Source organism: Viridibacillus sp. KH_047 (assembly GCF_057838945.1).
This window is the reverse complement of record NZ_CM174479.1, coordinates 2529185-2550075: the sequence shown is the minus strand read 5'-3', so window position 1 is coordinate 2550075 and position 20891 is coordinate 2529185. Positions and strand designations below refer to the sequence as shown.

Below are 20891 nucleotides of genomic sequence, written 5' to 3'. Positions count from 1 at the left end.
AGTATTAGCATACCACAAATCGGCTGAATATCACTTCGCTGCAGTCCATCTATGATTTTAGGCGATGTTAAATTTTATCCTTGATTAAATACAAAAAGGTAGAGTTAGATAATCAACTCTACCTTTTTAGCAACATGTCAATTACTAAAAACTAGACAAGTACCATCTAATTTAACTTAGCAAAAGATACTAAATCGCCTTTATCACAAGATTGAAATCCTTGTTTTTCATAAAAATGTCTTACATCTGGAGCTTCTTCAGTTAAAAGTACTTTTTGACGAACACTTTCATATCTCCTCATAACATCTTGTATTAATTGAGAAGCAATTCCGTTGTTTTGATACTCATTTAACACAAGTATGTCCTGGATATAAATTATAGTTAAACCATCACCAACTACACGAATTAACCCTACTAAGTTGTGATCATCCCAAGCAGATACGACCTCTAAAGATTGAAGTAATGCTTGTTGAAGCAATTCTATATCTTTTGTATAAGCAGTCCAACCAACATCGTTATATAAATTTTTTAATTGTTCACTGTCGATAGTTTTACTATTTTTAAATGTTAATTCCATTTATTATCCTCCTCAAAATTTTTTATTTTGAAGAGTCACTTCTTAATTTATCCACTGTCTTATACCTCCTTTCAAAATTATTTACTTTCAGTAATTGGTTAATCATTACATCTTGTTTTATAAATTTTTTTCCACATTAAGTTATTGTATCAGAATTTTTTGAATTATAAAAATAAATTGCGATGCCATCAAGATAGAAATAGAAGGTTTATAGTTCTGATATTCATATTCTCAAACTAAGATTGCCCTTTCTCACTATAAATTCCATACGCAATAATTCCAAATAAATAGCCTATTCCAGTTCCAAAACTAACTGTAAATACTAGAAAGCTTGGTTTGAAAAACATGCCAAGAATTACACCGATAGCACAACCAAAAATCATTCCCAGTGGTATTAAACTATCTATTAAATCTTGAGTGTCTTTTGACTTTTTCATACCTAATTTTCCTTTCTATGTTACGGTTTTAAAGGTTGAATTTCTTTGATATTGTGGGCAATATGATGGATGAAAATAAAGTAAGAAAAGCGATGTAAAACAATTCGCTTCCCTCCTGAATCATTTTTCAAATATAATCCATTTTAACACAAAATATCTTGATATGGTTTTGGTTACAATTGGCGAGTTGCTAAAAAGATGAATTTTTGTATGTGAATTTTTTAGTGAATACGAAATGCATTAACTAATAAAAGTCGTTAAGATTGGCTGGCGTTTATAAAAAACTTTATTATTCAGTTACAATTTCTCAAAAAAATATGCGCTTTTCTCGCACATTCCAGTGAAAATCGTTTAAAATAGGAGAATGTAATCTATTTACGTATTTATTAAGGATTTTCTAATAAGAGAGGTTGTTTATACCATGTTACATTTAAAATGGAAAGACGCACCAACGATTAAAACAGTTACTTGTAAACAAACAGATGCAAAGAAATACCTTGTATCAAATGTACTAACAGTTGGAAAAGAATATGAAGTAAAAAATGAAACAGAAGAATTCATTTTTGTTATCGATAATTCAGGACAAATTGGTGGCTTCTACAAAGAGTACTTTGAATAAGTAGTATTAAACAAAAACGGCTTCCGCAAAAAAATGCGAAAGTCGTTTTTTATCATATGTAAGCTCAACAAGGAGGAACTATACATGCATGATTTAGTTAAAAAGATTAAGAATGAGCGTCTTGCTCGTGTATATAGCGATGAACAGGCATTACTTATTGGAAATGGTGGCTACATTTCACCAGACCCAACCTTGTGGCAAGATGTATTGATCAGTGTTGCTTTGCAAAAACCAGTGCTATTAAAAGGGCCAGCGGGTTCAGGTAAAACAAAGTTAGCTGAATCGGTGTCTGCTTATTTCGGACAGCCCATGCATAGTATCAACTGCTCGGTTGATTTAGATGCTGAAAGCTTACTTGGCTTTAAGACGATCGTGCAAAAGGATGGAGAAACAGTAATTGAGTTTGTGGAAGGTCCTGTTGTTAAGGCGATGAAGGAAGGGCATTTACTGTATATTGATGAAATCAATATGGCAAAGGCGGAAACATTACCGATTTTACATAGTGTTCTTGATTATAGACGTATGTTAACAAATCCATTTACGGGAGAAGTAATTCAAGCCCATCCACATTTTAATGTATTATCGGCTATCAACGAAGGTTATATCGGAACAGCACCGATGAATGAGGCACTGAAGAACCGTTTTATTTCCTACAGCATTCCATATTTGGCTGGTGAGCAGCTGAAGCATTTATGGGAAAGTGCTTTCCCGAATGCACCAAAAAGTTTGAAAAACATGATGTACAATTTAGCTGAGGATTTGAAGGGGCAGGTGCAAAATGGCTTGCTAAGTGAAGAAGCCGCATCTATCCGTAGTTTAATGGACGCTACTGAATTAGCACAATATATTGAACCACTGCGCGCAATTCGCTATGCAGTTGCAGAGAAATTGGACGATGTTGGAGAACGTGAGCTCGTAATGGAATTAGCTAAAACGTGGGTGAAGTGAGGTTGATTGCATGTCACAGATGAATCGCTTTATTCAATTTAATAATGAACAGATTAATGCACGTCAGATGCTTCATTATGAGCAATTAACACGAGCGTTATCACATGCACCATACTTATCTTTAACAGAAAGACAAGTGTTAGAGTTACGTCCTCAGGAGCAGGCACTATCAATGAGTGTTTTTTGGCGTCATCGTGATCGAGCAATCATGCATGCTGGACGATTATCGGATATCTATTTGCTAGCGGCTGGCTTTTGGCGCTATTTTTCAGTGCAGCCTTTTTTAGAATTACTTGAGGATTTACACGGAGAACCTAAAGCCCATTTATTTGAGCAACTTGTATTAATGGCAGAAGAGTTCCGTTTAATGGATGCGGTCGAGAAGGAACGCCCAGGTACTGGTGAGGCATTTAACATAAGACGTAGAGTGTATTTGGAGTTTCATAAGCAGCAACTTCAAGTTAATTTACAAAAGGGCTTTTTAGCAGATGCTACTTTGAATTATTTATTCGTCATGGCACATGAAGGCTCTATGCAATTAGATACATCTAGTATGCCTGACTTTTTTGAACCATTACAATTCACTTGGCAGTCTCTTTATGATGCTCGTTCAACTGAAGATAGTATTGCGGTAGTTTATCGTGTAATGACTATGATTGTAGAACATTTGGACAAAGATTTAATGCACACTTACTATGCCGTTATGGATTCTTTAGCAGAAGCAGCGAAGTTCAATGAACATAAAGGTGTTACAGAGCAAGAGCAAGGTAGCAAAGAAGAGGCAAAAGAAACGATTGAAGAGCTATTCCGCACTTGGCACCGCGAGTCACAGTCTGAAGAGGGCGTCCATATGCGTTATGAACTAGAGCATGGTAATGAAGGAAAGGCAATGTCAACAGAAGCGGAAGAAGGACGAGAAGGGGCAGAGATTTCCGAAGTTGGTATTGGCGGAGCACAAGATCAAAAGGATTCTGTTCAACAAGTTGATACGGACGATGTAAAAAAATTGCCTCCTGAGAAAAAGCGAGCAGGCAAATATTTTGGTGAAGAACATCGTAATGTCATCTATGAAGAGAGAAGAATTGAAACGGTCCGAGAAGCTAGTTCAATGGATGATTTAGTCACTTGGCGTACTACGCAAGAACCTTATGTGAAGGCATTAATGGCTGAATTTAGAAAGCGTATGGCTCAAAAGGAAATTGCTAGACGTGACCATTTAACAAAAGGTCGACTCTCCTCCAAACTAACAACCTTTTTAATCGATGAAAGACCAAAGCCATTTTATAAGAAAAATTCACCAGCGAAGCCTCTGGATGCAGTGTTTGGTTTATTAGTTGATGGCTCGGCTTCTATGATTGATAAAATGGACGAAACAAAGCAGGCGGTTCTGCTTTTTCATGATGTTTTGCGCAAAATGGGTATAACACATGAAATCGTCTCTTTTTATGAAGATGCCTACGAAGCAACGGAAGAAAAACAACCGAATACATTTGAATGGGTGCATAAATTAGAGGACGGTGCAAAGGATAGTGGCTCTGCCATTTTGGCATTAGAAGCACATGAAGATAATCGCGACGGCTTTGCAATTCGCTGGATGACGAAGCGATTAGCAGCTCGTGATGAAAAGCATCGATTTCTACTTGTTTTCTCCGACGGGGAACCCTCAGCATTTGGCTATGCGCAAAATGGGATTGTTGATACAGCAGAAGCGGTAATGGATGCAGAGAAGAAGGGCGTTCATGTCATGCATTTATTCTTGAATACTGATATGCCAAGTGAGGAGCAGTTGCAGTTATTCAGAATGATTTACGGACCTCAATCTGTTGCAGCAGACAGTGTAGAAAAGTTCACGGATGTTACGTTGAGGTTGTTGAGAAAAATGATTGGGCTGGTAATACAGTCTGGGTGATAAATGATGATGGTTGGTTAAGGAATTAAATATAAAAAATTCTGTGTTTAAACAACAGAGTATATAAAAGGGGAAATAGTATGAATTGTAATTGTAATTCACAGAATTCGAACAATTTGATTGTAGAGGCAGATTTTACAGATCCAATTTGGTGTGGAAAATGTCGAGCTAATTTTGAGATTGAAGAGTTTGATTTATCGACTAAATTACTGGATTCATTTTCTAGTTGGTCTGAAAATTACGGAGAATGGATAGATTGGGATACTGACAAGAGATTACCTAATGCTGATGAATTAATCGCTAAATTCAATAAAGAGGGTTTAAGACTAACAGAACAATTACGGGATGAGTTAGGAGATAGCTATACAATTACATTTTCTCCATCTAAGTAAAACAAATTAAGCGTATGAACGTCATATCAGGGAAAATTCAATTCAAACTTGTATTTTCCCTATATATGAAAATAAAGCATAATTATTTTCTATTTCCTCACTACATCTTTATGCTAAATATGTAGTGAGGTGAGTGTTGACGGCAACAGAGCAGAGAACATTGCAAAATGGACTAAGGATGCTGGAGTTATTAAAACAGCATCCAAAACTGAAAGCGACTGAGATTGGGGATGAACTTGGATTAAGTTCTACATCAACTTATCGAATTTTTTCGATTTTACAAGAATACAAGTTGATCACGAAAGAAAAATCCTATCATATCCCTATTTATATTGAATGCTCTGAAGGTAGTATTGCTGAAAAGTGGATTCAATCTGAAGTAAGTGGAAACCGTCTCATTTACAGTACAGGAACGTTAAAGGGTGTATTGACGGAGGAGAAATTGCTAAACAAGTAGAATGGATAAGGTGGAATCATTAGTGCCGTAAAAAACTAAAGAATTATAATCTGAAAAAATGGCCAGTATAAAAATTCTTGCCTCATTGACGATATCAGACTGACAATGAGAGGAAGTTTTATAATGGCGCACAGGGAAAGATGTCTATTTCGCAAAGCCTTTAGCTCTTTTTACTACGATTATCTACAACTCTACTAGCTTTGAAAACAGTTTCATGAATAATTCCTTTTTCTACGAGATTCACGCCTACACGAACCCCAAATTTATTTTTGAACAACTCTGCTGCTTCACCTTCAAAGGATTGTAGATTATCATTTTTAAATTGGTCTTGGTATTCAATGTTAATTGTCATTTCGTCTAATGACCCTTTTTTATCCAGAATAATTTGATACTCCGCTCCACTCCAATTTAATGATCGAACGGCATTTTCAATTGCACTTGGATAAATATTCACTCCTCGAATGATTAACATATCGTCTATACGGCCAAGCACCCCTTGTGGTAAACGTGGATATGTTCTCCCGCAGGAACAGGGCTCATCAGTCATATAACTTTCATCTCCTGACCAAAAACGAATCATTGGTTGAGATTTTCTCCATAGATGTGTGTACACAACTGCTCCTTTTTCGCCCATAGGGATTGAGTTATGGGGATCCTCTGAATTTACAATTTCAGTGAAAACCTCGTCTTGATAAAGATGGACGCCTTCCTGGGCTTCACAAGTTGTATTCGTCATAAATGGGTACATTTCTGAAGTAGAGCCAGTATCATACAAACTAGCACCCCAACCTTTAGTGACGATTTCTCTCGTATTTGGCAAAGATGCGCCTGTTTCTCCAGCTGCGATGATTCTTTTTACTGAGCTTTGGGATAAATCAATGCCTCGACTTCGTGCTTTATCTAGTAAGTGCATACAATAGGAAATTGTCCCAACAAAAGTAGACGGTTGCAATCTTTCAATCAAATCTAAATGTTTGTCTGATTCTGTAGCACCTAATGGAAATATCGTAGCCCCTAGCTGTTCTGCTCCTTGTAATATTCCCCAACCGCCAAAAAACATTGAAAAAGGAAAGCCGAATTGGATTGTGTCTGTTGGTCTCAATCCAGTTGACCATAATGCCATCGCATGTATTTCGGCTGCTCTCTCCCAATCATCTTTACTCACTTGATAAAAAGTTGGCGTTCCGGAGGTCCCACTCGATCCCTGTATACGAGCAATTTCTTCCGGTTTAAATTGACCTGCGTAACTTCCGAAAATAGGATTGTTTTTTTGATCTTCAACGAGCATCTTTTTTGTGATCACAGGAACCTTAGTTGTGAAATCTTCTAAAGTTTTTACATCCGATGGCTTAAAGTTATGATTATCATAATGTTTTCTATAAAAAGGTAAGTTGTTATAGACATACTCCAATTGTTCTTTAATTTTTTTTAATATAAGTTTATTTCTCACTTCGGGATTTAAAGTTTCCCTTTCTTCATTCCAATACTTTTTATATTTAACAGAATTCATACTAAATCCTCCCTTGTATAAATTGTAGTTTTCACATTTTGGTCATTATAATTCCATATCTTCAATTTCTAATCTTCGCTCGATCTTTTGAAATATATGTCTAAAACTAGCCGAGATTCATTATGCCTACAGCAACAATCACTACATCACGAAATTCTATTCACCACCTTTATTGATTTCTATTCCTCAAATTTAAAAATATGTTCAAATTTCTAATAACTATTTAATAGATATTATGAGCAAAGTGTTCAGAATATCCAATCTATTATTTATATTATTTTTCATTAAACATTTTTTAAAATACAAATGGAGGAAGTTAAAATTTAAAGTTCCGGGTAATCTTCAAAATAGATTATTCTTTTTGGGCGGATACTATATTTAAATAACTTACTACTTAAAGAATTAAAGATTGATAATAGTCTGTTAAGGTATAATTTAAATATTTAGTTAATAACATACTCTATGTTCAAAATTTGTATTCATAGTTCTATTTTTACTGAAATGCAGAGGGGAGCCGGAATACTTATGAAAGATGTAGCTGTAGTATCTTTTGCCCGAACACCAATAGGGAGGTTCGGAGGTGCTTTTAAAGATTTGACAGCAGTTGATCTCGGGACAATTGCAATTGAAGAGGCAATCAAGAGAGCGGGTGTAAGAACTGAACAAATTGATGAAGTTGTTATGGGAGTGGTTTGGCAAGCAGGCTTAAAGGCAAACCCTGCACGTCAAGCAGCCATTCGAGCAGGAGTTAACGTGGAAGCTCCAGCAATTTCAATTAATCAACAATGTTCTTCCGGGATTCGTGCAATCGATATTGCGTCTGATCAAATAAGATTAGGAAAGGTCCGTGTCGTTGTGGCCGGTGGGTTTGAAAGTATGAGTGGTGTTCCGTTTCTCGACGTTTCAGGACGCTGGGGACATGTAAGAGGAAGAAAGAGTCTAGAAGATGGACTTTATTATGATGGTTTAGATGATGCTTTTTCTGGAACGAATATGGGAAATACGGCCGAAACCGTGGGCAAAAATGCTTCCCTCACAAGAGAGGAAACGGACGCATTTGCTTTAGAAAGTCAGCAAAAAGCTGCGAGAGCAATTAGCAGTGGACGTTTTGATCGTGAAATCGTATCGGTTAAAATAGCTGGTAAAAAAGGCGAAGAAATGATTATTAGTGAAGACGAGTGTTCTCGTCCGAATACGAAAATTGAAGATTTAAGTAGATTGCAACCTGTGTTTGATAAAGATGGGATTTCGACGGCTGGGAACTCGCCGCCATTAAGTGATGGAGCTGCGGCACTTGTCTTAATGGAAAAAGAGTATGCGAAAGAAAACAATTTTCCTGTTTTAGGATTTATTAAAGATACAGTTTCTATTAGTGTTGCGCCGGAGATTATGGGATATGGGCCGGTACCAGCAGTGAAACGATTACTAGAAAGAAATAAACTAGCGGTCGAAGATATTGGTTTATTGGAAATCAATGAAGCTTTTGGTGCTCAAGCATTGGCGTGTATAAAGGAACTAGGTTTTCCAATGGATATTGTGAACGTCAATGGAGGAGCCATTGCACTAGGGCATCCCCCTGGCAACACGGGTGCTCGATTAGTAGGAAGTCTTCTTATGGAACTAGGAATAAAAGGAAAGAGATATGGCATTGCTACATTATGTGCTGGTGGGGGACCAGCCATAGCGATGTTAGTTAGCGTTGAATAGTGGCGAGAAGGGGGCGTTAACAATCAAACATCTTGATGTTGATCAAATGGTAGAAAATATTAAGTCTGGGAAAGCGAGCGCTTTAGCAAGGGCTATTACTATTGTTGAAAATAATGATGAAGACTATTTAGAAATAATCTCTAAACTATATTCGAGTACAGGAAAATCGCATATTATTGGCATCACAGGTTCTCCTGGAACTGGAAAAAGTACACTTGTAGATAAAGTGGCTGAAATGCTAAGTGATAACGGGAAAAGCGTTGCTGTTCTCGCAGTTGATCCGAGTAGTCCATTTTCAAGAGGCGCGATTTTAGGAGATCGAATTCGAATGATGTCAGCTCAAAAAACGTCTGATATTTTTATTAGAAGTATGGCATCTAGAGGAGAAGTTGGCGGTTTAGCTAAATCCGTGCGTAATGTGATTACACTCTTTGAAGCATTCGGGTTCGATGCAATATTAATTGAAACAGTAGGCTCGGGTCAAACAGAAGTGGAGATCATGAATTTGGCACATACGACGCTAGTTGTGACAGCTCCTGGGTTAGGTGATGAAATTCAGGCTCAAAAAGCAGGAATTATGGAAATTGCTGATATTTTTGTCGTTAATAAAGCGGATTTACCAACTGCTAACACTACCGCCCATCAAATTCAAAAAATTCTTAGCACAGAAGCGGCTGTTAATCGAAAGCAAGTGCCAATCATCATGACATCACCAGTAAAAGAAACAGGCATCACTGAACTTTTAGAGAAGGTTGAAGAAAGATGGCAGGAGATTAACGACACAGGAGAGCGAGAGCAGATTGAAAAGTCACATGCCTATTATAAGTTAATGGAAAGTATAAAAGATAAATTTTGGGGATTTATGAAAGAAGAAGTCATGGATAGTGCGAATTGGAGTACCGTTGTTGATGAAGTTTATAAGAAAGACATCTATCCGGAACAAGCGGCAGATGATTTATTTTCAGAGTTTTTCGTCAGTATGAAAAAGTGAAACTACGGAGAGGGGGAATTTGTACTATGAACAGACCGATAAAAGTTCTGGTAACAAAGATTGGACTAGACGGACATGATCGAGGTGCAAGGGTTGTAGCAAGTGCTTTTAGAAATGCTGGAATGGAAGTGATTTATACAAGTCCATGGCAGCGTATAGAAGATGTCGTCAATATTATCCTACAAGAAGATGCGGATATTATTGCCATTAGCTCCTTGGCTTATGATCACTTAATTATTCCGAAGCTAATGGACGCCCTGAAAGAAGAAGGGCTGGAGGATAAAAAGGTGATTGTAGGTGGAATTGTTCCTGATGAAGATGAGGAAATGTTGTTAAAGGCTGGGGTTGAAAAAGTGTTTCATCCAGGCGAAACATTAGATTCAATTGTTAGGATTGTTGAAGAAATGATGGAAAAAACTATTGAGAAATGAGGTGTTGATTATGACAGAGTCCAATAATCTCCAGCATGAAGAATGGAGAAAAGAATATGAGAAGGTCAGGAAAGTTACGCCAGATCAAGACCTAAAATACAACAGATCAGGAATTCCAATTAAACCATTATATACAGTAGAAGATATAGAGAAACCGGAAAGTTCTTTACCAGGTCAGTACCCGTTTACACGTGGATTATATCCAACGATGTATCGAGGACGCGGGTGGAGTCGAAGACAATTAATAGGATTAGACACACCAGAACGATTCAATCAAAGGCAACGAGAATTGATAAGAGCAGGTTCCAATGCGGTCAGCATCATTTATTGTAATAGCTTTTATCGAGGCTATGATGCGGATATGGTTGATTCGCTTTTAGTGGGAACATGCGGTACGCCGATTAATACAATGGAAGATATGAGAATAGCTTTTGACCAAATCGCGATTGAGGATATTAGTGTTGGCTTAAATGATCCGATTGGTTTTACGGGTTTGGCTATGCTGCTCGTTTTAGCAGAAGAAAGAGGCATTCCATATTCCGAAATAACAGGAACGAGTAATCAATCTGATTTTATCTCGCATTATGTTGCAAACCACATGTTTTATCGTATTTCATTAGAAGGAAGTTTAAGAATTTTACTCGATCATATTGAATATACAAATAAGCATGTACCAAATTGGAATCCGGTCAGTATTGTTGGCCAGCATATGCAACAAGCAGGAGCAACTCCAGCCCAAGCATTAGCATTTACCATTTCAAGTGGAATTACGTACATTGAAGAAACTTTAAAACGTGGATTACCGATTGACTCGTTCGCACCACGATTTACTTTCTTTTACGATATTAGTATTAGTATGTTTGAAGAAATAGCAAAGTTTCGTGCGGGTAAAAGAATTTGGGCAAAGTTGTTAAAGGAACGTTTTGGAGCGCAAGACCCTCGTTCGATGAGATTTAAGTTTCACGGGCAAACTTCGGGAGCGGACTTAACGAGACAGCAACCATTAAATAATATTATTAGAGTAACGGTCCAAGCGATTGCAGGAATTCTAGGTGGTGCCCAGTCTCTACACACGGACTCATATGATGAAGCGTTGGGTACGCCAATCGAAGAAGCGGCAAGGATTGCGATTAACACACAAAATATATTAGCAGATGAAGCGGGACTTGCTGATGTGATCGATCCACTTGGCGGTTCCTATTATATGGAGCAGTTAACAGATCAAATGGAAGAAAAAGCATGGGCATATATTCATGAAATTGATGAAATGGGTGGCATGCTTGAGGCAGTAAGAACGGGATATATTCAAAGAGAAATCGGTGAATCGGCAGAGGAACATCAGCGCGCCATCGATAACCTAGAACGAACAGTTGTAGGTGTGAATAAATACCAAATTGATGAAAGTGAAGATAAACGACCTCCATCAACAAGAGTAGTGCCAGAACTTGTTGAAAAACATTTACAACGTCTAGAAAACTTTAAGAAAAATCGGGACCAAAGTAAAGTCCGGAAAGCGCTTGAACAAATTGAAATCGCAGCGAAAGATCCGTCTATCAATATCTTTGAAGCGACCATTGCTGCTGTGAAAGAGGGCTGTACACATGGCGAGATCATTCATGAGCTTAGAGAACATCTTGGGTTTGGTCATCCAAATATAGTCTAGAAATTGGAAACATAAGAAGATGCTAGGGGGTGGCCTAGCCTTTCTTCCTTTTTTTACACGATTAAAGGCCCCCCTCATTATAAAGAGTGTGGGGCTATAAAGTCGATACGGTCAGGCAGGAATTATTAATAGCTGTGTTATGTGAAAGGGGCACATTTCATAATGTATGTAAAAGATGAACACCAAATCTTTAGAACATCTCTAAAAAAGTTTTTAGAAAAAGAGGCTTATCCTTATTACGATGAATGGGAAGCGGAACGTATAATTCCACGGGATTTTTGGCGAAAGATGGGCAGTAATGGATTTCTTTCTCCGCACCTTAATGAGGAATATGGTGGAATGGAAACTGACTTTGGATTTTCAGTCATATTAATTGAAGAGCTAGAGCGAGTCGGCGCTGGTTTAATTGGTGTTTCGAATCATAACGATATCGTTGTTCCTTACCTGGATACGTTTGGAAGTGAAGAACAAAAAAAACGGTGGTTACCGGGATGTATTACTGGAGAGAAAATAACCGCGATAGCGATGACGGAACCTGGAACAGGTTCAGATTTGGCGAATATTAAAACAACGGCAATTCGTGACGGTGATCATTATATTATCAATGGTGAGAAAACTTTTATAACGAATGGGATTCATGCCGATTTGGTAGTCGTTGCTTGTAAAACAAGCACAAATGAAGGTCATAAAGGGATTAGTCTTCTTGTAGTGGAACAAGGAACGAAAGGTTTTACAAAGGGAAAAACATTAAATAAGGTTGGTCTTCATTGTCAAGATACGGCAGAATTAATTTTTGAAGATGCAAAAGTTCCAGCTAGTAATCTTTTAGGTGAAGAAGGACGAGGCTTTTATTATTTAATGGAAAAGCTACAACAGGAAAGATTAGTTGTCTCAATTCAAGCCCAAGCTGCGGCAGAAAAGATGTTAGAATTGACGGTTGACTATGTAAAGGAAAGAAGTGCTTTTGGTCAAACAATAAGCAAGTTCCAGAACACACAATTTAAGATAGCGGAATTGGCTACTGAAATCGAATTGGGACGTACATTTTTAGATAAGCTAATCGTAAATCATATGGAAAATAAGCAGATTGTGAAAGAAGTTTCAATGGCAAAATGGTGGGTAACAGAAATGACGAAAAGAGTTGCTTCTCAATGTATGCAATTATTTGGGGGATACGGTTATATGGAGGAGTATGAAATCGCTAGAAGATATAGAGATGCCCCGGTTTCGGCTATTTATGCCGGGACAAATGAAATTATGAAGTTAATCATAGCGAAGAAAATGGCTTTGTAAATGACTTTGTAAAAGGAGCTAATTCTGTATGATAATGAAAAATATGATTAAAAATGTTGTGATGGAATATGGAACGAAGACAGCCACGGTTTTTGACGAAGTGGAACATACTTACCAACAGTTTTATAACAGAATTAATAAAGTTTCTAACAGTCTTTTTAATTTAATGATTAAAAAAGGCGACCGAGTCGTACTTTTACTCAACAACAGACCTGAATACTTTGAATTGTATTTCGGTATTTTTGGTTTTGGCGGAATTGCAGTTCCTTTAAATACGAGACTTGCACCTACTGAACTGATTTATATTATTAATCACTCTGGTGCAAATACGCTCATTTATGAGGATGTCTTTAAAGAAAAAATAGCAACTATAATAAATGACTTACCAGAAGTTAAAAATTTTGTTTCGGTGGGCGAAAAAGATGAAAAGAGTCTTAATTATGAAGAGATGCTTCAGGATGCTGATTCTACTGAGATTGACTGTGGCGTAGTAGAAGATGATATCGCCTTTCTTTGCTATACGAGTGGGACAACGGGCAGGCCTAAAGGTGCGATGATTACACATAAAAACATGACAGAAATGTGTAGTTATCAATTGATTGAATTACCACGTTATCGTCACTATGTCGGCATGTGTTTATTTCCCTTTTTTCATATTGGCGTGATGATGGGCTTGAACAAAATAGCAATGGGCATGACATGTGTTTTCGCTAACTTCTCAACTGAAAGAATAGCCAAAGTCATCGAACAATATAAGGTGAATGATCTTGATATCACCGCAACCCAATTGAAAATTTTTTCAAATGACCCTGTCATTCAAGAATATGATCTGACAAGCTTGAAAACAGTTTCAACTGGTGGTGGGTTTTCTTCAGCAGATACACTGAGCAAGTTTTTTGAAAGGTTTGAAGAAGAAGATGATGTTGTCGTTGCCAATATCTATGGGATGACTGAAAATACAGCACATGTTATGAGTAATATTATTTCTCCCAAAACATTAGGAAAAGAAATTAAAAAGATGGATCTTCTACCAGGAATTAAAGCTTCTGGTTTAGGAGCAGGAAAACCGATATACGGAATGCTTGTCAAACTGGTAGACAATAATGGCAATCAAGTCCCGGATAACGAAGCGGGTGAACTTATCGTTAAAGGTGATACCGTTATGAAAGGATATTGGCAAGAACCTGATAAAACAGCCGAGGCTGTCATTGATGGTTGGTATTACACTGGGGATATCGGGGTTCGTTTAGAGACTGGGGAATATTTTGTGGTAGATCGAAAGAAAGATATGATTGTGAGTGGCGATGAAAATATTTATTCAGCGGAAGTAGAAAATGTATTAGCGACGCATCCAGAAATTGAAGAAGTGGCGATGATCGGACTTCCCCACGAAGTGTATGGAGAAGTTGCCACTGCGATTGTTGTGTTAAAGGAAGAAAGCAGTGTGAATGATCAGGAATTGCAAGACTTTTGCCGCGGAAAACTTGCGGGTTATAAAATTCCAAAACAAGTTCATTTTGTACAACAATTGCCACGGAATGCTGCGGGGAAAATATTGAAGAACAGATTGAAAGTAACCTATTCCGAATGAACGTACAGCGTACTGACCGCCACTTCGAAAAGATGTAGAGGCATAAGGAGTTGAGAGCATGCAAGTAAAAAAAGATGAATATGAAAAAAGAATAGAAAAACTTCAACAGCAATTACAAGCGGAAGAAACTGATGGTGCAATCTTTTTCCACCCTGAAGAAATCTTTTATTTCACAGGGAGTGGTGTTCATAGCGTTCTTTTAGTGCCAAGTCATCAACCACCGATTTTATTAGTACGAATTAATTTTGAACGTGGCAGAAAAGACAGTTATATATCAGATATTCGTCCTTCTCAGGGAATGAATACTTTAATCGATGTCATAGAAGAAGTATACGGAGAGAAAAAAGTAGTACTTGGACTTTCCTTTGATGTGACAACTCTTCAGTTTTATTCAAGATTGAAGAAAAGCTTACCTCAGGCTACATTTGTGGATGTCCAAAAAATTGTATGGTCGCTCAGGCTGATTAAATCGAACTGGGAAGTTTCACAAATGAAAAACACAGCCCAAATTTCGCGTAAAGGGTTCGAACAAGCAATAGAAGCCTTGCAAGAAGGCATGACAGAAATACAATTTTTAAAGACAATTGAAAAGATTACTAGCTCTTATGGTGATGAAGGCAACATGATTCAAAGAGGATCAAGTAATCGCTTACCATTTGGAGTTGTCGCATTTGGTGAAAATACAAGTGTCATTTCTGGTAACTGGTTAACGATGACAGGTTCAGGAAGCAGTCCAAGTCGACCGTATGGTGCAGGCGATCGGAAAATTGCCCAAGGGGATTTTGTCGTCATTGATAAAGGAACAGTTTCCCAAGGTTACCATGTGGATGAGGCACGGACATTTGTTTTCGGAAAGGCGACTCAAAAGCAAAAAGAGCTACACAAAATCGTAAATGAAATATTGGATCATACAATAGAGTCTATTCGGCCCGGAAAGAGGGTGGCCGACATTTATTCAAAAGCTGAGGAAATTGCTTTTTCCTATGATTTGAATAAAGAATTTATGGGACTAGGACAATATGGATTCAAATATGTAGGGCATGGTGTCGGATTAGAAATGGATGAGCCGCCACTCGTTTCTTCCTTCAATGAAATGATCTTAGAGCCCGGTATGGTGCTAGCAATTGAGCCAAAAGTTATTTTTCCTAATCAGTTTGGATTAACTATTGAGGATACTGTCTTAGTTACGGAAACAGGTGTAGAAATCTTGACGAGTTCTTCACGTGATACACTCGAAATCTAGAGGCAATGAAAAGGAAGAAAAAAGAGCAATCGAGTGGTTGCTCTTCTTATATTTTGTAGACTGTAAATCCCTGTGGTAAAAGCCACTCTCCTAAGCGGAAAAGATGGTGTGGGGAAAAATGGTATATTTTGGTTAGATGCTAAGATGAATTTGAAAAGGGAGGAATAAAATTGGGGAGATTTGATGGTAGAGTAGCAATTATTACTGGGGGAAGCCGTGGAATTGGCTATGCAATTGCAGAAAAGCTTGCTGAAGAGGGTGCAAAGATCGCACTTTTTGACATTGAGGAACAATCATTAGAAGTGGGGGCAAATGAACTTCGTGAAAGTGGTTACCAAGTGATGACCCGAGTCACAAATATTGTAGAGGCTGACCAAGTAGAAAGTGCTGTAAAGGCGGTCGCGAATCAATTCGGAAAAGTTGATATTCTTGTGAACAACGCTGGGATTATTCGCGATAACTATTTGTTTAAAATGACAGATGAAGATTGGCAGTTTGTCATGGATGTTCACCTTAAAGGTTCATTTAACTGCTCGCGTGCTGCTCAAAAGTATATGGTGGAAAATAAATATGGACGTATTGTTAACATATCATCAACATCTGCGCTCGGAAATCCCGGACAAGCAAACTATTCTGCTGCTAAAGCTGGACTTCAAGGGTTTACAAAAACACTAGCACTTGAACTCGGTCGATTTGGGATTACCGCAAACTCGGTTGCACCGGGCTTTATTGAAACAGACATGACGAGGGCAACAGCAGAAAGAATTGGCGTTCCTTTCGAAGAATTTATGAAGGCGGCTATTTCTCAAATTCCAGTTGGCTTTGGTGGGAAGCCTGCTGATATTGCAAATACAGTTGCATTTTTCTGTGATGAAGCATCAGGATTCGTTAACGGCCAAGTGATTTATGTTGCTGGTGGACCAAAAGCCTAACAAGGAAATGGCGAATATCGTTATCTGCTAATTGAGTATGATCAGCAAATTGAAAGGGGAATGATTATGTATCGAGAGATGATTGGCAAGCGTTCTGTGAAGGTGTTGAATATCGTTGAGCCTAGTACTGTAAGTAAGTTTGCACATGCGATTGGAGATGCTCACCCAATTTATTTGGATCCGGAATATGCAAAAAACTCACGACATGGAAGAAATATCGCCCCTGCCACATTTCCGCGTACGTTTGACGATGGAAATATCGAAGGGCTTGATCTTCCAGAAAAAGGGCTGATCCATGGGACACAGAGTTTTCACTATGAGCGGCCACTTTATGTTGGGGAAAGTGTCTATTGCTACAAAGAAATTAAAAATTACTATGAAAAGAAGGGTGGAAGTGGAGTTATGGGCTTTCTCGTCATAGAAAGTAACGGTGATGATCGTGATGGTCATACAATTTTTACTTCGACCGCAATCATCGTGATTAGTGAAGCAGTTAGAAAGGGAATCAATCCATGATGACACTAGCAAATTTACAAGTTGGTGAATTATTGGGACCAATTGAATTATCTCCAGTTTCACTCGCGGAGTTAATCGAGTACTCTGATGCTTCCGGTGACTTTAACCCAATACATACAGTCGAAGCAGAAGCCAAAAAAGTGGGACTTCCAGGCGTCATTGCTCATGGGATGTGGACGATGGGAAATCTCGCGAAGTTGTTCACGCCTTACTATGAAGAAGGTTTTATTCAAGATTATGCCATTCGTTTTGTAACGATGTTGTTCATTGATGAAGTTGTTACGCTTAAAGGAAAACTTGTTGAAAAGAACGATGATATTTTAGTATTCCAGGTTGTCGTAGAGAATCAAAAAGGAAAAGAAGTTATCAAAGGTTCAGTAAAATTTAAATTATTTAAGTGAATAGATACAAGATAAATCAATCATAATGACCTTTGGTATAGACGTTAGTGTGCTTGAAAGTACAAGTAGTGGATCAGTAAGAGTCTCTCTATCATGACTCTCGCGAAGGGCGTCATTCTTCGTTATGATACAAATAGTCAAAGGAGTTGTTTTTTATGTCAGCATTTCGAGAGGAAAGGGCTATAGCAAAAAAGCTTGAAATTTTAAGAACAGCAGCAAATCTTTTTAATAGAAACGGATACTACCAAACAACAATCGAGGATCTTGCAAACGAACTTCGGCTTACAAAAGGTGCGATTTATTATTATGTTGAGAGTAAAGAAGATTTGTTATTTCAATGTCATACGCTAGTAGCAACAGAGTGTATCGAAAGAATTAAGGGAATTGCTAAAAGCAACAAAACGCCAGTTGAAAAGTTGGAAGCAGCGATGGAATCATTAATTATGTTGATTGTTAAAGATGATGCTGTCTTCAGCGTTGTGAACAGAGCTAATATGCTTTCTGGAGATATGCGTGCAGAGACTCTTCGACAAAGGGATGAATATGAAAGTATTTTTCAATCTATTATTGAAGAAGGAATTACTGAAGGATATTTCCATTCCGAGAATAAAAAATTGGCAAAATTATTAATTTTAGGTGCGATAAACTTCATTCCTTATTGGTTTAAAAAGCGGGATGAAGAATCTGATCAAGAAGTTGTAAAGTTTTTCTCACAGAATTTAATTAAAGTGGTCATGAAGTGATCGGTATAGCACTTGTGTTGCAGTGTATGAAAAAAGAAGCCATTTTGAACAAGATTTGCTCAGAATAGCTTTTTCTATCTAAAGTTAAGTTGAGCTTTTTAAAAGTGAAAATTTTGAAGCTAACTTTTTAAAAGTTGAAAAATTAAAAGAAATAGCTGTGTTATAAAGATACTACAGTTGGTAACTTAGCAATTGCGTGGTTACTAGCACAAAAAGGTATAACAGCTGTTATACCTGGTGGGAAAAAGACAGATCAATTATTAGAAAACTTAAAAGAAAATGAGATCAAACTTACAGCCGAAGATTTAGCTAATATTGAAGCGATTATTTAAAACACATTTATGGCATCAAAGTTACTCTATGTATGTGAAATTATAGATTCATATTATAAAGCTGGGAATGACAACTGTTTTGTCATCTCAGCTTTTTTTATATTATTAAGCATTTTACCAAAAGAAAGTCAGGTATGATATTTGGCTAAAGAGTATATAGATTTAAGAATGCATTTTGATTGGAGTGGAGGCTGTGCGACTCCAAGAGGATTAGCGTCCTAGATGAGACCCTGAAGCGAGTGAAGCGGCTCATCAGACGCCCCCTGGAAAGTGCACAGACGGAACGGAAATCAACTTAACGAAGGTACATTCGCCATTGACTAGACCTAATACTATTTGATTTTTATTAGAATGGTAAATCATCCTTTTTTCACAAATAATCTATATTAGGGTATAATCACTAATGTGAATATATGTAAAAGCTGGGAGCGAGAAGTGCATGCAATCTAATGTTTTGCTAGTTGAGGATGATATATCTATTCAAGAAATGGTCGAAAGCTACTTAATAAAAGAGGGCTTTGTTGTAGCGACGGCTTCTGATGGAGAAGATGGGCTAGCGAAGTTTATGCAAGGTTCATTTGATCTAGTCATTCTTGATATTATGATGCCGAAGATAGATGGTTTAGAAGTTGTGAGATTGATCCGCGAAAAAAGTGCTGTTCCAATTTTAATGATGTCTGCTAAGGATACAGATGTTGATAAGGCGATTGGCTTAGGCCTTGGAGCAGATGATTACATTTGTAAACCCTTTTCAATGATTGAGTTGTCTGCAAGAGTAAAGGCAGGGATTCGTCGTTCGACAAAATATTCAGTTCCTCCAAAAGTAGATGATAAAATTATACAAATTGGTGACTTGAAAATAGATACAATCAATTTTACAGCTTGGAAGAAAGGTGAAGTCATTAAACTCACATCTAAAGAGTTTGAGCTATTAAAGTTATTTGCAAAAAATCGCAATCGTGTATTTTCAAAAGCTCAAATTTATAATCTCATTTGGAATGAAGAATATTATGGTGATGAAAATGTTATTAATGTTCATATGAGAAGACTGCGAGAAAAGATAGAGGATGATCCATCTAACCCAATGTATATTAAAACGTTATGGGGAATCGGATATAAATTGGAAGTGATGTAAATGGTGTTTTTTTTAACATTGATAATTGTCTTATTAATAGGTTTTATCTTTTTCCAATACAATATGCAGAAAACTAAAGAAAAGGATTTACGATACATTTATGAGAAGCTACAGAGTATTTTAGATAAGCAAACAACTGAAAAGTTATTAGTAGTAACTGATGATAAAGAACTGCAAAAGTTATTAGTGGCAATTAATCATTTATTAGTAGCAAAGCAAACAACAAATGTAGATCAAGCAAAGGTAGAAATATCAATGCGCAAAATGCTCTCTAATATATCGCATGATTTGAAAACACCGCTTACAGTTGTCCTCGGCTATGTAGAGATGTTACATACAGATCCAACAATGACCGAGGATGAACGACAAATTTTATTAAAAAAGGTACATATTAAATCGATTGAAGTAATGGAACTTATTCAAAAGTTCTTTGATTTATCGAAACTGGAGTCAGGAGATAAGGAAATCGAGTTAACGAGAGTTAATATGAACGAGATATGTCAGGAAAATATTTTATCATTCTATGATTTACTTATGGCGAAGGGCTTTTCGGTTGAAATTAATATTCCGAATGAACAACTATATGCACATGGAAATACAGATGCGTTAAGTAGAGTTTTAAATAATTTAATATCGAATGCAATAACGTATGGTGATGATGGAAATACACTAGGAATGACTTTAAGAAGTGATGACAAGACAGTGTACATTGATATTTGGGATAAAGGGAAAGGGATTTCTGAGTCACATATCGATAAAGTTTTTGAGCGAATGTATACATTAGAAGATTCAAGAAATCGTTTATATCAAGGTAGTGGACTTGGGCTGACAATCACGAAAAGGCTTGTCGAAGCTTTAGGTGGGGAAATTCATCTTTCAAGTAAGCCTTATGACAAAACTGTATTTACAATTATGTTAAAAAGAATGAAATATTAGCTTGTAGAAAGATTCTACAAGCTTTTTGTTTTGTTTCTTGCCATAACAATGCCTATACTCAGGAAAAAAATGGCGATTAATCTAATCATTTTTTGAACAGTAAAGTCTATCTCCTTTTGCTTTTGAGG

The 20891-nt window shown here is 37.1% G+C and carries 22 protein-coding genes; 19 read left to right on the top strand and 3 right to left on the bottom strand.

Going from position 1 to position 20891, the window contains the following annotated elements; all coding sequences use genetic code 11:
• Window positions 1–166: 166 nt before the first annotated feature.
• Complete coding sequence (locus AC3IS5_RS12635; protein WP_489424733.1) at window positions 167–577, bottom strand: GNAT family N-acetyltransferase; 411 nt, start codon at window positions 575–577, stop codon at window positions 167–169.
• A gap of 236 nt (window positions 578–813) precedes the next feature.
• Window positions 814–1014 carry a hypothetical protein gene (locus AC3IS5_RS12630; RefSeq protein WP_489424732.1) on the bottom strand — a complete coding sequence of 67 codons (201 nt, stop codon included), beginning with the start codon at window positions 1012–1014 and terminating at the stop codon, window positions 814–816.
• 421 nt (window positions 1015–1435) lie between these two features.
• Between AC3IS5_RS12630 and AC3IS5_RS12625 the strand changes: the two genes are divergently transcribed.
• The 5 genes from AC3IS5_RS12625 to AC3IS5_RS12605 all read left to right on the top strand — a co-directional run bounded on the left by AC3IS5_RS12625 (window position 1436) and on the right by AC3IS5_RS12605 (window position 5339).
• Window positions 1436–1633 (top strand): DUF6501 family protein, encoded by a 198-nt coding sequence (locus AC3IS5_RS12625; RefSeq protein ID WP_489424731.1) that lies wholly within the window; start codon window positions 1436–1438, stop codon window positions 1631–1633.
• Between the two features lie 84 nt (window positions 1634–1717).
• Complete coding sequence (locus tag AC3IS5_RS12620; RefSeq protein WP_489424730.1) at window positions 1718–2581, top strand: ATP-binding protein; 864 nt, start codon at window positions 1718–1720, stop codon at window positions 2579–2581.
• A 10-nt stretch (window positions 2582–2591) separates the two neighbouring features.
• On the top strand, window positions 2592–4490 hold the full coding sequence (locus tag AC3IS5_RS12615) for a vWA domain-containing protein (protein WP_489424729.1): 1899 nt from the start codon (window positions 2592–2594) through the stop codon (window positions 4488–4490).
• An 80-nt stretch (window positions 4491–4570) separates the two neighbouring features.
• Entirely contained in the window at window positions 4571–4882 is a 312-nt protein-coding gene (locus tag AC3IS5_RS12610; protein WP_489424728.1) for a hypothetical protein, read from the top strand.
• A gap of 136 nt (window positions 4883–5018) precedes the next feature.
• The gene (locus AC3IS5_RS12605) at window positions 5019–5339 is read left to right on the top strand and encodes a helix-turn-helix domain-containing protein (RefSeq protein WP_489424727.1); all 321 of its coding nucleotides are present in this window, start codon (window positions 5019–5021) and stop codon (window positions 5337–5339) included.
• Window positions 5340–5499: 160 nt separating this feature from the next.
• On the opposite strand, the gene AC3IS5_RS12600 is transcribed toward AC3IS5_RS12605, so the two are convergent.
• A complete protein-coding gene (locus AC3IS5_RS12600) occupies window positions 5500–6849 on the bottom strand; it encodes a phenylacetate--CoA ligase family protein (RefSeq protein ID WP_489424726.1) in 1350 nt (449 codons plus the stop codon).
• A 525-nt stretch (window positions 6850–7374) separates the two neighbouring features.
• Between AC3IS5_RS12600 and AC3IS5_RS12595 the strand changes: the two genes are divergently transcribed.
• From AC3IS5_RS12595 to AC3IS5_RS12530, 14 genes are all read left to right on the top strand, one after another.
• Window positions 7375–8556 carry a thiolase family protein gene (locus AC3IS5_RS12595; protein ID WP_489424725.1) on the top strand — a complete coding sequence of 394 codons (1182 nt, stop codon included), beginning with the start codon at window positions 7375–7377 and terminating at the stop codon, window positions 8554–8556.
• The gene (gene meaB / locus AC3IS5_RS12590; RefSeq protein ID WP_489424724.1) at window positions 8549–9547 is read left to right on the top strand and encodes a methylmalonyl Co-A mutase-associated GTPase MeaB; all 999 of its coding nucleotides are present in this window, start codon (window positions 8549–8551) and stop codon (window positions 9545–9547) included. Before AC3IS5_RS12595 ends, meaB begins: the two co-directional genes overlap by 8 nt.
• Window positions 9548–9573: 26 nt before the next feature.
• Window positions 9574–9978 (top strand): cobalamin B12-binding domain-containing protein, encoded by a 405-nt coding sequence (locus AC3IS5_RS12585; protein WP_489424723.1) that lies wholly within the window; start codon window positions 9574–9576, stop codon window positions 9976–9978.
• Window positions 9979–9988: 10 nt separating this feature from the next.
• Window positions 9989–11641 (top strand): acyl-CoA mutase large subunit family protein, encoded by a 1653-nt coding sequence (locus tag AC3IS5_RS12580; RefSeq protein ID WP_489424722.1) that lies wholly within the window; start codon window positions 9989–9991, stop codon window positions 11639–11641.
• 162 nt (window positions 11642–11803) lie between these two features.
• Window positions 11804–12934 carry an acyl-CoA dehydrogenase family protein gene (locus AC3IS5_RS12575; RefSeq protein ID WP_489424721.1) on the top strand — a complete coding sequence of 377 codons (1131 nt, stop codon included), beginning with the start codon at window positions 11804–11806 and terminating at the stop codon, window positions 12932–12934.
• Window positions 12935–12962: 28 nt separating this feature from the next.
• Window positions 12963–14525: a class I adenylate-forming enzyme family protein gene (locus AC3IS5_RS12570; RefSeq protein ID WP_489424720.1), complete on the top strand. Its 1563-nt coding sequence runs from the start codon at window positions 12963–12965 to the stop codon at window positions 14523–14525.
• Window positions 14526–14583: 58 nt separating this feature from the next.
• A complete protein-coding gene (locus tag AC3IS5_RS12565; RefSeq protein WP_489424719.1) occupies window positions 14584–15768 on the top strand; it encodes a M24 family metallopeptidase in 1185 nt (394 codons plus the stop codon).
• A gap of 170 nt (window positions 15769–15938) precedes the next feature.
• On the top strand, window positions 15939–16700 hold the full coding sequence (locus AC3IS5_RS12560) for an SDR family NAD(P)-dependent oxidoreductase (RefSeq protein WP_489424718.1): 762 nt from the start codon (window positions 15939–15941) through the stop codon (window positions 16698–16700).
• Window positions 16701–16766: 66 nt separating this feature from the next.
• Complete coding sequence (locus tag AC3IS5_RS12555; protein WP_489424717.1) at window positions 16767–17216, top strand: MaoC family dehydratase N-terminal domain-containing protein; 450 nt, start codon at window positions 16767–16769, stop codon at window positions 17214–17216.
• Complete coding sequence (locus AC3IS5_RS12550) at window positions 17213–17617, top strand: MaoC/PaaZ C-terminal domain-containing protein (RefSeq protein ID WP_489424716.1); 405 nt, start codon at window positions 17213–17215, stop codon at window positions 17615–17617. Before AC3IS5_RS12555 ends, AC3IS5_RS12550 begins: the two co-directional genes overlap by 4 nt.
• 155 nt (window positions 17618–17772) lie before the next feature.
• Window positions 17773–18360 carry a TetR-type transcription factor C-terminal domain-containing protein gene (locus AC3IS5_RS12545; protein WP_489424715.1) on the top strand — a complete coding sequence of 196 codons (588 nt, stop codon included), beginning with the start codon at window positions 17773–17775 and terminating at the stop codon, window positions 18358–18360.
• Window positions 18361–18515: 155 nt separating this feature from the next.
• On the top strand, window positions 18516–18692 hold the full coding sequence (locus AC3IS5_RS12540; RefSeq protein ID WP_489427884.1) for an aldo/keto reductase: 177 nt from the start codon (window positions 18516–18518) through the stop codon (window positions 18690–18692).
• Between the two features lie 439 nt (window positions 18693–19131).
• On the top strand, window positions 19132–19827 hold the full coding sequence (locus AC3IS5_RS12535; protein WP_489424714.1) for a response regulator transcription factor: 696 nt from the start codon (window positions 19132–19134) through the stop codon (window positions 19825–19827).
• Window positions 19828–20763 carry a HAMP domain-containing histidine kinase gene (locus AC3IS5_RS12530; RefSeq protein ID WP_489424713.1) on the top strand — a complete coding sequence of 312 codons (936 nt, stop codon included), beginning with the start codon at window positions 19828–19830 and terminating at the stop codon, window positions 20761–20763.
• Window positions 20764–20891: the final 128 nt, after the last annotated feature.

What these genes read in the sequence shown, in the direction of transcription:
- AC3IS5_RS12555 (WP_489424717.1), top strand. Translation starts at nt 16,767, where the DNA reads ATGTATCGAGAGATGATTGGCAAGCGTTCTGTGAAGGTGTTGAATATC.
- AC3IS5_RS12595 (WP_489424725.1), top strand. Translation starts at nt 7,375, where the DNA reads ATGAAAGATGTAGCTGTAGTATCTTTTGCCCGAACACCAATAGGGAGG.
- AC3IS5_RS12615 (WP_489424729.1), top strand. Translation starts at nt 2,592, where the DNA reads ATGTCACAGATGAATCGCTTTATTCAATTTAATAATGAACAGATTAAT.
- AC3IS5_RS12635 (WP_489424733.1), bottom strand. Translation starts at nt 577, where the DNA reads ATGGAATTAACATTTAAAAATAGTAAAACTATCGACAGTGAACAATTA.
- AC3IS5_RS12610 (WP_489424728.1), top strand. Translation starts at nt 4,571, where the DNA reads ATGAATTGTAATTGTAATTCACAGAATTCGAACAATTTGATTGTAGAG.
- AC3IS5_RS12620 (WP_489424730.1), top strand. Translation starts at nt 1,718, where the DNA reads ATGCATGATTTAGTTAAAAAGATTAAGAATGAGCGTCTTGCTCGTGTA.
- AC3IS5_RS12630 (WP_489424732.1), bottom strand. Translation starts at nt 1,014, where the DNA reads ATGAAAAAGTCAAAAGACACTCAAGATTTAATAGATAGTTTAATACCA.
- AC3IS5_RS12530 (WP_489424713.1), top strand. Translation starts at nt 19,828, where the DNA reads ATGGTGTTTTTTTTAACATTGATAATTGTCTTATTAATAGGTTTTATC.
- AC3IS5_RS12575 (WP_489424721.1), top strand. Translation starts at nt 11,804, where the DNA reads ATGTATGTAAAAGATGAACACCAAATCTTTAGAACATCTCTAAAAAAG.
- AC3IS5_RS12600 (WP_489424726.1), bottom strand. Translation starts at nt 6,849, where the DNA reads ATGAATTCTGTTAAATATAAAAAGTATTGGAATGAAGAAAGGGAAACT.
- AC3IS5_RS12625 (WP_489424731.1), top strand. Translation starts at nt 1,436, where the DNA reads ATGTTACATTTAAAATGGAAAGACGCACCAACGATTAAAACAGTTACT.
- AC3IS5_RS12535 (WP_489424714.1), top strand. Translation starts at nt 19,132, where the DNA reads ATGCAATCTAATGTTTTGCTAGTTGAGGATGATATATCTATTCAAGAA.
- AC3IS5_RS12580 (WP_489424722.1), top strand. Translation starts at nt 9,989, where the DNA reads ATGACAGAGTCCAATAATCTCCAGCATGAAGAATGGAGAAAAGAATAT.
- AC3IS5_RS12550 (WP_489424716.1), top strand. Translation starts at nt 17,213, where the DNA reads ATGATGACACTAGCAAATTTACAAGTTGGTGAATTATTGGGACCAATT.
- AC3IS5_RS12545 (WP_489424715.1), top strand. Translation starts at nt 17,773, where the DNA reads ATGTCAGCATTTCGAGAGGAAAGGGCTATAGCAAAAAAGCTTGAAATT.
- AC3IS5_RS12570 (WP_489424720.1), top strand. Translation starts at nt 12,963, where the DNA reads ATGATAATGAAAAATATGATTAAAAATGTTGTGATGGAATATGGAACG.
- AC3IS5_RS12585 (WP_489424723.1), top strand. Translation starts at nt 9,574, where the DNA reads ATGAACAGACCGATAAAAGTTCTGGTAACAAAGATTGGACTAGACGGA.
- AC3IS5_RS12565 (WP_489424719.1), top strand. Translation starts at nt 14,584, where the DNA reads ATGCAAGTAAAAAAAGATGAATATGAAAAAAGAATAGAAAAACTTCAA.